13 protein-coding genes and 1 pseudogene are annotated in these 11,746 nt (G+C 63.8%); 7 read left to right on the plus strand and 7 right to left on the minus strand.

What is annotated here, in order from left to right; translation table 11 throughout:
• Positions 1–287: 287 nt before the first annotated feature.
• Positions 288–1,103, plus strand: coding sequence for an SDR family oxidoreductase (locus tag NKH42_RS24840; RefSeq protein WP_352752567.1), 816 nt, complete (start codon positions 288–290; stop codon positions 1,101–1,103).
• Between the two features lie 39 nt (positions 1,104–1,142).
• Positions 1,143–1,637 (plus strand): MaoC family dehydratase, encoded by a 495-nt coding sequence (locus tag NKH42_RS24845; protein ID WP_031211357.1) that lies wholly within the window; start codon positions 1,143–1,145, stop codon positions 1,635–1,637.
• 20 nt (positions 1,638–1,657) lie between these two features.
• Here NKH42_RS24845 and NKH42_RS24850 read toward each other — a convergent pair whose 3' ends face one another.
• A complete protein-coding gene (locus NKH42_RS24850) occupies positions 1,658–2,365 on the minus strand; it encodes a hypothetical protein (RefSeq protein ID WP_352737014.1) in 708 nt (235 codons plus the stop codon).
• Between the two features lie 192 nt (positions 2,366–2,557).
• On the opposite strand from NKH42_RS24850, the gene NKH42_RS24855 reads away from it, so the two are divergent.
• Complete coding sequence (locus NKH42_RS24855; protein WP_352737015.1) at positions 2,558–3,199, plus strand: TetR/AcrR family transcriptional regulator; 642 nt, start codon at positions 2,558–2,560, stop codon at positions 3,197–3,199.
• 177 nt (positions 3,200–3,376) lie between these two features.
• Entirely contained in the window at positions 3,377–3,616 is a 240-nt protein-coding gene (locus tag NKH42_RS24860) for a DUF680 domain-containing protein (protein WP_352752569.1), read from the plus strand.
• Between the two features lie 101 nt (positions 3,617–3,717).
• Here the strand turns inward: NKH42_RS24860 and NKH42_RS24865 are convergent, their stop codons facing one another.
• From NKH42_RS24865 to NKH42_RS24890, 6 genes are read right to left on the minus strand one after another with little or no spacing between them, the layout of a single operon-like run.
• Complete coding sequence (locus NKH42_RS24865; RefSeq protein WP_352737017.1) at positions 3,718–3,942, minus strand: hypothetical protein; 225 nt, start codon at positions 3,940–3,942, stop codon at positions 3,718–3,720.
• A gap of 53 nt (positions 3,943–3,995) precedes the next feature.
• Positions 3,996–4,574, minus strand: a complete 579-nt coding sequence (locus tag NKH42_RS24870) for a sarcosine oxidase subunit gamma (RefSeq protein ID WP_352752571.1) — start codon at positions 4,572–4,574, stop codon at positions 3,996–3,998.
• On the minus strand, positions 4,567–7,560 hold the full coding sequence (locus tag NKH42_RS24875; RefSeq protein ID WP_352752572.1) for a sarcosine oxidase subunit alpha: 2,994 nt from the start codon (positions 7,558–7,560) through the stop codon (positions 4,567–4,569). Before NKH42_RS24875 ends, NKH42_RS24870 begins: the two co-directional genes overlap by 8 nt.
• On the minus strand, positions 7,557–7,853 hold the full coding sequence (locus tag NKH42_RS24880) for a sarcosine oxidase subunit delta (protein WP_352737020.1): 297 nt from the start codon (positions 7,851–7,853) through the stop codon (positions 7,557–7,559). Before NKH42_RS24880 ends, NKH42_RS24875 begins: the two co-directional genes overlap by 4 nt.
• An 8-nt stretch (positions 7,854–7,861) precedes the next feature.
• Complete coding sequence (locus NKH42_RS24885; protein ID WP_352506383.1) at positions 7,862–8,284, minus strand: hypothetical protein; 423 nt, start codon at positions 8,282–8,284, stop codon at positions 7,862–7,864.
• Positions 8,284–9,537: a sarcosine oxidase subunit beta gene (locus tag NKH42_RS24890; protein ID WP_352506384.1), complete on the minus strand. Its 1,254-nt coding sequence runs from the start codon at positions 9,535–9,537 to the stop codon at positions 8,284–8,286. The genes NKH42_RS24885 and NKH42_RS24890 overlap by 1 nt, the downstream gene beginning before the upstream one ends.
• Before the next feature lie 272 nt (positions 9,538–9,809).
• Here NKH42_RS24890 and NKH42_RS24895 point away from each other — a divergent pair.
• The 3 genes and pseudogenes from NKH42_RS24895 to rpsU all read left to right on the plus strand — a co-directional run bounded on the left by NKH42_RS24895 (position 9,810) and on the right by rpsU (position 11,603).
• Positions 9,810–10,568 (plus strand): annotated as a pseudogene (locus NKH42_RS24895) (SDR family oxidoreductase).
• A 108-nt stretch (positions 10,569–10,676) separates the two neighbouring features.
• Complete coding sequence (locus NKH42_RS24900) at positions 10,677–11,063, plus strand: SET domain-containing protein (RefSeq protein WP_352506386.1); 387 nt, start codon at positions 10,677–10,679, stop codon at positions 11,061–11,063.
• Positions 11,064–11,330: 267 nt separating this feature from the next.
• A complete protein-coding gene (gene rpsU, locus NKH42_RS24905; RefSeq protein ID WP_023675331.1) occupies positions 11,331–11,603 on the plus strand; it encodes a 30S ribosomal protein S21 in 273 nt (90 codons plus the stop codon).
• The last annotated feature ends 143 nt before the right edge of the window (positions 11,604–11,746 follow it).

An 11,746-nucleotide genomic window follows, 5' to 3' on the forward strand; every position in this document is an offset into this window, starting at 1 on the left:
CTGCGGCTTGGCGGAGGAGTAATGACGACTTGCTTCACGCGCGAAATGAACCGCTGGGGCCAAGGTGCTCGCTTGGAGGGACGGCTGCATCATTCATCCGAACCATGTCACGGCCGAATGACCACCTTGCCGTTCGGGCTTAACCATTTCAGCCGCAAACCGTGCCATCGCCGCAGTCCGGATACTTTTGGCGTGGCAAGGATAATCGTAGTTCGGCTAGCCTTGTCGATGCGAAGCCGCTCCTTGAACCATCAGTCAAACAGCGGTGAACTGCGCGGAGGAAATCGATGAGCTATCTGGACGAGCTGTTCTCAGTCGCCGGCAAGACGGCGCTGGTCACCGGCGCCGCGACTGGCATCGGCCGCATGGCGGCGACCGCTCTGGTCAAGGCCGGCGCCACCGTGATGATCGCCTCGCGCAAGGGCGAGGATTGCGTCGGGGTAGCCGGCGAGTTGAACGGCCTTGGCGCGCCCGGCAGGGCGGAAGGTTTTGCCGGCGACGTCTCCAGCGAGGCCGGCATTGCGGCGCTTGTGGCCGAGGTCAGGGCGCGGACCGAGCGGCTGCATATCCTGGTCAACAATGCCGGCATCTCCTGGGGGGCGCCGCTGGAAAGCTTTCCCTACCATGCCTGGGCCAAGGTGTTCGGCGTCAATGTGACCGCGGTCTTCCACCTGACGCGCGAGTTGCTGCCACTGCTCGAGGCCGCCGCCAGCGATGCCGACCCGGCCCGGGTGATCAACCTCGGATCGGTGATGGGCACGCAGCCTTTGGCCGAAGATGCCTACTCCTACTCGGCCTCGAAGGCCACGGTTCACCACCTGACGCGCATCCTGGCGATCGAATTCGCCGGCCGCCGCATCACCGTCAACGCCTTTGCGCCTGGCCCTTTCCGGAGCCGGATGACGGCCTTCGCCACCGGCACCGAAGACCAGGCAAGACATGTCGGCAACCATGTTCCGATCGGCCGCATCGGCGCACCGGATGACATTGCCGGCGCAACGCTCTATTTGTGCAGCCGTGCCGGCAGCTATGTCACCGGCGCTATCCTGCCGATCGATGGCGGGCAGTCGGTGCAACACGGGCTGACATTATTCAAGGAATGAGACGCACGCCATCCGGCGAGTGAAATGCCGGGGGTGAAGATGGAGGACATCAGCGTGGAACCGATCAGTCTCGATGTGCTTCTGGCCAACGTCGGCAAGGAAGTCGGCGTGTCGCCATGGCGGGTCGTCACCCAGCGCATGATCGACCAGTTCGCCGATGCCACCGACGATCATCAGTTCATCCATTGCGATCCGGAACGCGCCAGCCGCGAAACGCCGTTCGGCGGCACCATCGCGCATGGCTTCCTGTCGCTTTCGCTGTTGTCGGCGATGACCTTCGAAACCATGCCGCCGCTGGAAAACAGCAAGATGGGCGTCAATCATGGCTTCGATTCGCTGCGCTTCCTGGCGCCGGTGAAGACCGGCTCGCGCATCCGCACCCGTTTCGTGCTGGCCGACGTCAAGGTCAGGCCGTCCGGCTGGGTGCAGACGGCGCACGACGTGACGATCGAGATCGAGGGCTCGAAAAAACCGGCGCTGACCGCGCGCTGGCTGACGCTGACGCTGATCGAACGCCAACCGGAAGCGGTTTGAGGTATCCAACGCCTGGGGACCTAAATCTGTTTGGCTTCGGCCGCGACATACTTCATATGGCGGCTGACCTGCAGCGCAATGTAGACGACCAGTGAGCAACCGATTGGAAACACGATCTCGTTGAGGCCGGTTGCGATAGCCTGCGGCAGTGCGAGAGCAGCGTCGTTTGCCGCGGCCGTCTCGATGGTCAGCACCGTGATCCCGCCGCCGAATACCGCGCCTATCAGGGCGCCCGCCAGCGCGAAATGGAGCGGACGCGGTTCTTCCTTCGATGCCAGCGACGCCAGTGTCCAGCCGAGCAGCCCGTATTCGATCGCCCGCAGCACACCCAGGGTCGTGAGCGACAGGATGGCCGGCTTTGCCGCCGCGTCCAGCGCGCTGACCATGACCTTTTGCGTCCCTTTGGCGATGCCCATCGCCAGTGGCGCTGAAATCGCGCTGATCAAGCCGCCGAGCGAGGCTCGCACCTTGGCGAGCGCCGTGCCGAGGCTGACGCCGGCGCAGACGAAGAACGACCAGGTCACGCCTTGCGCCAGTTCGATCAGAACCTGCGTCGTCGCCGGGTAGGCACCAGCCGCAAATCTGACGGTCAGAATGAGAGCTTCCATGGCAAAGCCGAGCGCGATCGCCAGCCATGCGACCATGACGACGCGCCTGAGCGCCATCCTGGCGCGATGGGAAAGCGGGTCCACGTCCGGCACGCCGGACGAAAGCTCAGTTCCGGTCATAACGGCCTCCCGAAACGAAATTCTTGCAGAGCCGCGAATTAGTCTTTGTCTGTAACAGTCCGATGTTGCCGGCTTTATTGCCGGGTTACATGGGTATTGCGACAGTCAGCCTTCTGCTTCGTGCCACCCTTGCCCGACGCCGTACAGCGTATATATGCTGCATCCAGCCATCAGTCATAAGGCAGTAGAAAGTTGCAGCTGAGCGTCCAGGAGCGCCGCGAAAAACAAAAGGCCGAACTGCGTTCCGAACTTGTCGACGCCGCGCACAAGCTTGTCCAGGAAGAAGGCTATGACGGCCTCACCATCCGCAAGCTCGCAGAGCGCGTTGGCTATGCGCCGATGTCGGTCTATTCCTATTTCGCCGACAAGCAGGACATCCTGTTCGCGCTGGCCGAGGATGCCTTCGAGACCTTGGCCAGGCGCATCGCAAATCATACGGCCGACGACCCGATCGAGGCGCTCAAGGCGGTGCTTGTCGAATACGCCGCCTTTGGGCTGGAAAATCCCAACGAATACCGCACCGTCTTCATGACCGAAAAAGTCGGGCCGCCAGCCGGAAAGACCTTCGCCGAAATGGAGAGCGGCAACCCGGCGATGAAAGTGCTGATCGCGAGGGTCGAAGCCTGCGTTGCCGCCGGCAGGCTCAAAGGCGATCCACGCGCCATCGCTACCATGCTGTGGGCGGTCGGCCACGGCGCCATCTCGCTGCTGATCACCTTCCCGTTCTACCCGTTCGGCGACCAGACGACGTTCATCACACGGATCGGCGACATCATGCTCGAAGCCATCGCCGCGCACGAGATTGCGCCGCTCACGCCGTCGGTCAACTGCTGAAGAGCGGCGCTCCTCCCGATCTGCAGGATCTTCTCCGAACGTTCTGCGCTGCGGCGCCGAGCGTTCGGCAATTCTCCGTACGCGTACGATTTTGCTTGAACACCGGGAGTTCAGGGCGTATCTGTACGCAGTTCCGTACACGTACGAGAAATTCAATAGCTGAACCGGAGACCGACGATGAAGAAGGCAGTCCTCACGCTCGCCGCCCTGCTGGCACTCTCTGGCGCCGCATTTGCCGGCAGCAGTCAGCCAGCCAAGCAAGAAGCGGCCTGCATCGACACCAAGGCCGATGTGAAGCTCGATTGCGCGCCGACCGGATCGCTTGAAAACGCCGATGCCCCGACACACAAGGCCGGCAGCAAGGGCCCGAGACTCGGCATCGGCATCGATCCGTGGATCGTGCCAAGCAGCTTCTGAGCCGGCCCGGCGACAATACGCGGTGATGAACCGAAAGGGCGACAGGACTTTCCGGCCGCCGATCTTGTCTGCTTCAGCCCTGCTTTATCGCGGCGTGCAGATCACTTCTTACGCTTCTGTCCCGCCACGTTTTTACGCTTGCCGGGTCTTGCCGGTGCGCCGGGAATGGCCGTTCCGGTGATCGACACCGGATCGCTGGCCGGGAATGTATCCTCGAGGCCTTCCTCGAGTTCCTCTTCGATATCTGTCCCAGTGCGCTGCTCGTCTTCGAAAGAGCGCACGGCCGGAGTCTTGACCGGCGACTTCGGCGCGGAGCTCGGCGGCATTTGCATTCTCCCTCGGCTCGCTGTCGCAGAACGGTCGGGCGCGGCGAACATGCCTATGCTGCCGCGTCGCGCGTTGCCTCCGACAGAAAAGTAAAGACATAATCGGAAAAGGAACGCCAGCATTCGACGCGGAACGCGTCGGCCGCCGTGCGCAACAGCACAATTTCCACCTTGCCGAGAATGCTACGCGACGCCGCCCCGACCGGAAAGGCGTCGAGCGACAGATCCTGCGGGCAGCCGGCATTGATCGTTGCCGCGGCAGCCGGACCGGTAACCGATATGGCGACGTTGCGGTGCGAGATGCCGACCGCCGAATGCAGTACGGAAATGCTGGCGCAGTCGGGGAGCGGATCTTTTCCGTTCTCGTCGATAACCAGCCATTCGTCCGGCCCGAGCCACAAGGCCGTGCGTCCGGCCTTTGCCGCCGAGGTTTTCGGCCTTTGCGGCAGGACGACACCGAGCGCTTTCGAAAGTGCCGCAATCGAGGCTTCCGGCGCGCGCAACGATATGCGCTCGGCCGGCGGCAGCACGGCAAGTGTAACGCCGGCGGCGGAAAGCGACTGGCCGGCGAGAGCCGGACGGCGCTCGACTGAGGGTCCGGCGGCGTTGGTTTTCACGGCGGCCTTAGCCATTGAGGCGCTCCCCCTTCTCATCGAAGAACACCATGCCGGTGACCTCCACCTCGATCACCCCGTTCGGCATCGGCACATAGAGCGTCTCGCCCGTGCGATCGCGGCCGCCGGCGACCAGCCCCAGCGCGATCGAGCGGCCGCAATTTTGCGACCAATAGCTCGACGTGACATGGCCAATCATCTTCATCGGGATTGCCTGCTTCGGGTCCGCGACGATCTGCGCGCCCTCCTCCAGCACCACCTTGGGATCCCTGGTCTTCAGGCCGACAAGCTGCTTGCGGCCCTTGGCGACCAGATCCGGCCGCGCCATGCCGCGAATGCCGACGAAGTCGGTCTTCTTCTTGCCGACCGCCCAGTCGAGCCCGGCGTCGTTCGGCGTCACCGTGCCGTCGGTATCCTGGCCGACGATGATGTAGCCCTTTTCGGCGCGCAGCACATGCATAGACTCTGTGCCATAGGCACAGGCGCTATGCTTCTGGCCCTCGGCCCACAACGCTTCCCAGACCGCTTCGCCGTAGTCGGCCGGCACGTTGACCTCGAAGCCGCGCTCACCGCTGAACGACATGCGAAACAGCCTGGTCGGCACGCCGCAGATCCGGCCTTCGCGCACCGACATATGCGGCAGCGCCTCATCCGACACGTCGATGCCCTCGACCAGCGGCGCAATGATGTCGCGAGACTTCGGTCCCTGCACGGCAATCACCGCCCATTGCTCGGTGATCGAGGTCAGCCAGACGTTGAGATGCGGAAACTCGGTCTGGAGATAGTCTTCCATATGGTTCATGACGCGCGGGGCGCCGCCGGTCGTCGTCGTCACATGGAAACGGTCGGGTGCAAGCCTGCCGACGACACCGTCGTCATAGATGAAGCCGTCCTCGCGCAGCATGATGCCGTAACGGCAGCGGCCGGGCTCGAGCTTTTCCCATGGATTGGTGTAGAGCAGTTCCATGAATTTGGCCGCATCCGGCCCGACCACCTCGATCTTGCCCAGCGTCGAGGCGTCGAACAGGCCGGCCGTCTTGCGCACCGTGACGCATTCACGGTCGACGGCGGCATGTATGTCCTCGCCCGGCTTCGGGAAATACCAGGCGCGCTTCCACTGACCGACATCCTCGAATACAGCGCCCTGGCGCTCGGGCCAGGGATGGATCGCCGTCTTGCGGGTCGGGTCGAACAGGGGACCCCGCGCGTGCCCGACGATCGAGCCGAATGTTACCGGCGTATAGGGCGCGCGGAACGTCGTCAGCCCGACCTGCGGGATCGGCTTGCCCAACGTCTCGGCGGCAATCGCCAGGCCGTGCATGTTGGACGTCTTGCCCTGGTCGGTCGCCATGCCATTGGTGGTGAAGCGCTTGACGTGCTCGATCGAGCGCATGCCCTCATGCACTGCCTGGCGGATGTCCTTGGCGGTGACGTCGTTCTGGAAGTCGACGAACGCCTTCACCGTCGTGTCGGCGCCGGCACCGGGTGCTGCACCCAGCATGCCGCGCGACCAGCTTTCGCCGGCGTCGACCTTCGGCTTGGTGCCCTTGGCCGGCCTGCCGCCGGCGTCTTTGGCCGCCTTGGCGCCGGCGGCGTAAGCTTCGTCGATGGTCGCCGACAGCCCGTCGGTGCCGTTGCAGGCGCCGACCGAGACGCAGTCCTGCGCATAAATTCCGGGCACAAAGCGCTTGGTCTCGTCGTTGAAGGCGACCTTGCCGCGCGATTGCGAGAACAGATGCACCGACGGCGTCCAGCCCGCCGACATCAGGATCGCGTCGACCGGAATGGTGCGTTCGCCGCCGCCATTCTTCGGCTGCACGGTCATCGACGACACCCGCAATTTGCCGCCGGCCCGGATCACCGCGCGGCCGAAATTGACCTCGATGCCGAGCGCCCTTGCCTCGTCGATCACCGGTCCGGTCGGATTGTCGCGCAGGTCGACGATCGCCGCCACGTTGATGCCGGCCTTCTTCAGGTCGATCGCCGCCGCGTAGGCGGAATCGTTTGCCGTATAGACGCCGACATTCCTGCCGACGGCGACGCCGTAATGATTGAGATAGGTGCGCGCCGCCGACGCCAGCATGATGCCGGGGCGGTCGTTGTCGGCAAACACCATGTGCCGCTCGATGGCGCCGGTCGCCAGCACCACGCGTTTGGCGCGAACCTGCCACAGCCGCTCGCGCGGCAGGTCGCGGCCGGGGTTCTGCAGATGGTCGCTGACGCGCTCGACCAGCCCGACGAAATTCTGCGCGTAATAGCCGAACGCCGTGGTGCGCGGCAGCACGCGGACATTGTCCATCGACTTCAACTTGGCGACGGCGGACTGCGCCCAGGCAAAACCATCCTGGCCATCGATCCTGGCGCCGCTCTCGAAATGAAGGCTGCCGCCGAATTCCGCCTGCTCGTCGGCAAGGATGACACGCGCCCCGGTTTCAGCCGCGGCCAATGCCGCGGCGATACCCGCGGCACCGCCGCCCAGCACCAGCACCTCGCAGTGGGCGAAGCGCGCCGAATAATGGTCGGGGTCCGGCTGGTCGGGAGCGACGCCAAGGCCGGCGGCGGCCCTAATCTTGGGTTCGTAGAGGTTTTTCCATGCAGTCTTCGGCCACATGAAGGTCTTGTAGTAGAAGCCGGCCGAAAGCATCGGCGAGGCGATACTGCTGACGGCGCCGACGTCGAAGGCGAGCGACGGCCAGCGGTTCTGTGACTGTGCGGTCAGCCCGTCATAGAGCTCTTGCACCGTAGCTCGGACGTTCGGCGTCTTGCGTGCCGCGTCGCGTTTGATCTCGACCAGCGCGTTCGGCTCTTCGGCGCCGGCCGACAGAAAGCCGCGCGGCCGGTGGTACTTGAACGACCGGCCGACAAGATGGACGCCATTGGCAAGCAGCGCCGAGGCCAGCGTGTCGCCCTCGATACCGGTATAGGGACGGCCATCGAAGCTGAAGCCAGCTATCTTTGCCTGTTTGAGCCGTCCGGCGCCGGCAATGCGGAATGTCGCGCTCATTTTGCGGCTCCCGGCAGCTTTACGGGCTTCGGCTCGCCGGCCTTGTAGGTCATCAGGAACCTGTCGCTGACGGTGTCGCGCACGGCGTTGAAGAACCGCGCGCAGCCATGCATGTGCCGCCAGCGCTCATAGATGATGCCTTTGGGATTTGAGCGGATGAAGAAGAACTTTTCGAAATCGTCGTCGCTCTCGCCGGCGACATTAGGGGAACGCGCAATATGCGCCTCGCCGGCGTTGCGGAACTCGAGCTCCGGACGCTCTTCCTCGCAATAGGGGCAGCGGATGAGAAGCATGGTTGGTCCTACAATTCGCCGTGGCCGAGGCGGGCGCCGGCCGGTTGGTCGCAAAGCCTCTGGCCCAAGGTCACGAAGGGCGCGACGAGCCGGATGCGCTCCTCGATGCTTGCCGCAGGGCTGAAGAGGTCGCGGTTGGCCATGTTGCCGATCGTCAGCAGGACCGGATCGACCGTGACGATGACGACGCGCGGTTCGAACGGCTCGTCGTCGTCCAGATCCGCCGGCCGGCCTTCAAGAAACGAGACGACCCTTTGTCCGCCGCTCCAGACGCAGGCCAGAATGCCGTCGTCGACGGAAAACGGCCATTCGGTCTCGTTTTCGGCGCGGCTGATCGGCTGCGTGCGCACCTCGTCCGGCGACGGAAAATGGAACAGGCCTTGCTCGCCGGCGAGCATCAGCGGCATGGCGACGGCCATCTCGGTCATCATCAGTGCGCCACCGCTGCCGCCGCCGCCTCGTCGATGAGGCGGCCGGTGCGGAAGCGCTCGATGGTGAAGGGCGCGTTGATCGGGTGCGGATCGTCCCTGGCGATGGTATGGGCAAAGACATGGCCCGAACCCGGCGTCGCCTTGAAACCGCCCGTGCCCCAACCGCAATTGACATAGAGGCCGGGCACTGGCGTCTTGGCCAGGATCGGCGAACGGTCCGGCGTCACGTCGACGATGCCGCCCCATGAGCGCAGCATCTTCATACGGGTGAAGATCGGGAACATCTCGCAGATCGCATCGAGCGTATGTTGCAAAATGTGCAGCCCGCCGGTCTGCGAATAGGAGACATACTGGTCGGTGCCGGCGCCGATGACCAGTTCGCCCTTGTCGGACTGCGAGATATAGGCATGCACCGTGTTCGACATGACTACGCAGGGCACCACCGGCTTGACCGGCTCCGACACCAGCGCCTGCAGCGGATAGCTTTCCAGCGGCATACGCACGCCGGCCATGTTCATGATCACCGAGGAGTGGCCGGCGGCGACCACGCCGATCTTCCTGGCGCCGATGAAGCCGCGCGTCGTCTCGACGCCCGTGACCGCGCCGTTCGGCGCCCGTTTGACGCCGGTGACCTCGCAATTCTGGATGATGTGGACGCCGCGCGCCGAGGCGCCGCGCGCATAGCCCCAGGCGACCGCATCGTGACGCGCCGTGCCGCCGCGGCGCTGCAGGGAGGCGCCCATCACCGGATAGCGCGCATTGCGCGAAATGTTGAGCGGCGGGCAGAATTCCTTGGCCTGCTCCGGCGTCAGCCATTCGTTGTCGATGCCGTTCAGCCGGTTGGCATGGACGTGGCGCTGCAGCACCTGGATGTCGTGGATGTTATGGGCCAGCATCATGACGCCGCGCGGCGAATACATGACGTTGTAGTTGAGCTCCTGGCTGAGCCCGTCCCACAGCTTCAGCGCGTGATCGTAGATTCCGGCGCTCTCGTCGTAGAGATAGTTCGAGCGGATAATGGTGGTGTTGCGGCCGGTATTGCCGCCGCCGAGCCAGCCTTTTTCCAATACCGCGACGTTGGTGATGCCGTGCACGGTGGCGAGATAATAGGCGGTGGCCAGGCCGTGGCCGCCGGCGCCGACGATGATGACGTCGTACTCCTTCTTCGGCTCCGGCGAGGACCACTGTTCCTCCCAACCCTTGTGGCCGCGCATGGCCTCGCGGGCGATGGCGAATACCGAGTATTTCTTCAACGTCGCAGGCCTCGCAAATGACGGCCGGGCAGATCAGCCAACCCCGGCGCGCGAGCTTGTATCACTAGCGAAACGGCGCTGCCAGCCTTGCACTGTTTGCGACGGCGCTTGCCGTTTTGCGCCGTGATGAAAAAGAGGCATGCGACGTGATGGAGCGATCAAACCACATCTGAAGCACCTTGCACGTATCGGGTGGCTCCGACCAACCCCATTTGCGACCAAGCATCCAATTGCCGGCAAAATGCCGGCGCGAAAAAAGGATGCAAAAAAAAATGCTCGCACTTGCCAACAAGATCGCCATCGTCACTGGCGCCAGTTCCGGCATAGGCCGCGCCACGGCCAAGCTGTTTGCGGAGGAAGGCGCCAAGGTGGTCGTCGCTGCCCGCCGCAAGGCGGAGCTTGACGCGCTCGTTGCCGAAATCGAAGACGCCGACGGCACCGCCATCGCCCTTGCCGGCGATGTCCGCGACGAAGCCTACGCGAAGGCCCTGGTCGACCTGGCGGTCGAGAAATTCGGCGGGCTGGACATCGCCTTCAACAATGCCGGTTCGGTCGGCAAGACCGGGCCGGTTTCGGAGCTGTCGCTGGAGGGCTGGCGCTAGACGCTCGACACCAACCTGACCAGCGCCTTTCTCGGCGCAAAATATCAGGTGCCGGCGATGGTCGACCGCGGCGGCGGATCGCTGATCTTCACCTCCACCTTTGTCGGCCACACGGTCGGCATGCCCGGCATGACCAGCTATGCCGCGAGCAAGGCCGGACTGATCGGATTGACGCAGGTGCTGGCCGCCGAATATGGCGCTAGGGGCGTGCGGGTCAACGCGCTGCTGCCGGGCGGCACCGACACGCCCTCGGCAACGTTCAAGACACCTGAATCGCGAGCCTTCGTCGAAAACCTGCATGCCTTGAAGCGCGTCGCCGAGCCTGACGAGATCGCCCGCTCGGCGCTCTATCTGGCTTCCGATGCATCGAGCTTCACCACCGGCACGGCGTTGTTCGCCGACGGCGGCGTCTCGATCACCCGCACGTGAAGCGTTTCGCGGTCGGCCTAGGCCCGCAAGCCGCAATGCCTGAAAACCGGTCTTGCTTTTCCCGGCGATTTGACGATTCCGTCTTCTCCTCGAAAACGGGTTGGAAACATGCTGCTGATCAGGACCTATATCGCTGCAAGCGCAATCGAAGGCGTCGGTGTGTTCGCCGCCGAGCCGATCCGGAAAGGGGCGCAGATCTGGCGGCTCGATCCGGACTTCGACCGGCTGATCCCGGTGGAAAGATACGAGACGGCGCCGCCGCACCTCAAGGAATTGCTCGACAGATATGCCTATCCCAGTCCGGACCGGCCGGGCTTCATGGTCTATGAGGTCGACAATGGCCGTTTCATGAACCACGCCGACAAGCCGAACACCGACTTTTCGCAATATGGCGGGGCCACTGCGACCCGCGACATCGCCGCCGGCGAGGAGATAACCTGCGACTACGGCGAGTTCTTCGAAGGTTTCGAGCAGCTCCACCTGGCCACGGTGTAGCGACGCCTATCTGGCCCACGGCGAATTTTGTTCTTGCTTTGTGCCGGCAGCTATGCTACTAATCTCAATATGGTGCTGATTCACACCAACGACCCGCCGCTGAGGCGGGTTTTTTCGTTTCGAGGTCGGCACCGCCTCTCAATCGGCAGTGGACAGAGCGCCTTGATTCTGCTATCAGCCGCCCCAATTCGTGGTGTAACGCGCCGCGGAGGCTTGTGGCTATGGCCGCTTGCCTATTGATTTCAAACCCGAAAGACAGGATTGCCCGTGCAGGTACTCGTCCGCGACAACAATGTTGATCAGGCGCTTCGCGCGCTCAAGAAAAAGATGCAGCGCGAAGGCATCTTCCGCGAAATGAAGATGCGCGGACATTACGAGAAGCCCTCCGAGAAGCGCGCCCGTGAAAAGGCGGAAGCCGTGCGCCGTGCCCGCAAGCTGGCCCGCAAGCGTGCCCAGCGCGAAGGCCTGCTGCCGATGACGCCGCGTCCGGTCGCGGCCGGTGCTGCCGGTGCCGGTGCCCCGCGTCCGCCGCGGTTCTGACGCCAATTTTTCGTCCTTTTCCAAGGATATCCAGGGTGGCGCGATGCGGAATCGCCGCCACCTTTTTGTTGTGATGTAGACCCGGTTCGAAAGGACCGGTTGGGAGAGATGCCGGTTCGGAGGGGGAACGGACCAGACGGCGC

This window comes from Mesorhizobium sp. M1142 (genome assembly GCF_040318565.1).
Classification (GTDB): domain Bacteria; phylum Pseudomonadota; class Alphaproteobacteria; order Rhizobiales; family Rhizobiaceae; genus Mesorhizobium.

Bases quoted from the DNA above. Each gene is read 5' to 3' on its own strand.
- NKH42_RS24885 (WP_352506383.1), bottom strand. From the start codon at position 8,284: ATGATGACCGAGATGGCCGTCGCCATGCCGCTGATGCTCGCCGGCGAG.
- NKH42_RS24860 (WP_352752569.1), top strand. From the start codon at position 3,377: ATGAAGAAGGCAGTCCTCACGCTCGCCGCCCTGCTGGCACTCTCTGGC.
- NKH42_RS24845 (WP_031211357.1), top strand. From the start codon at position 1,143: ATGGAGGACATCAGCGTGGAACCGATCAGTCTCGATGTGCTTCTGGCC.
- NKH42_RS24865 (WP_352737017.1), bottom strand. From the start codon at position 3,942: ATGCCGCCGAGCTCCGCGCCGAAGTCGCCGGTCAAGACTCCGGCCGTG.
- NKH42_RS24875 (WP_352752572.1), bottom strand. From the start codon at position 7,560: ATGAGCGCGACATTCCGCATTGCCGGCGCCGGACGGCTCAAACAGGCA.
- NKH42_RS24840 (WP_352752567.1), top strand. From the start codon at position 288: ATGAGCTATCTGGACGAGCTGTTCTCAGTCGCCGGCAAGACGGCGCTG.
- NKH42_RS24850 (WP_352737014.1), bottom strand. From the start codon at position 2,365: ATGACCGGAACTGAGCTTTCGTCCGGCGTGCCGGACGTGGACCCGCTT.
- NKH42_RS24870 (WP_352752571.1), bottom strand. From the start codon at position 4,574: ATGGCTAAGGCCGCCGTGAAAACCAACGCCGCCGGACCCTCAGTCGAG.
- NKH42_RS24880 (WP_352737020.1), bottom strand. From the start codon at position 7,853: ATGCTTCTCATCCGCTGCCCCTATTGCGAGGAAGAGCGTCCGGAGCTC.
- NKH42_RS24900 (WP_352506386.1), top strand. From the start codon at position 10,677: ATGCTGCTGATCAGGACCTATATCGCTGCAAGCGCAATCGAAGGCGTC.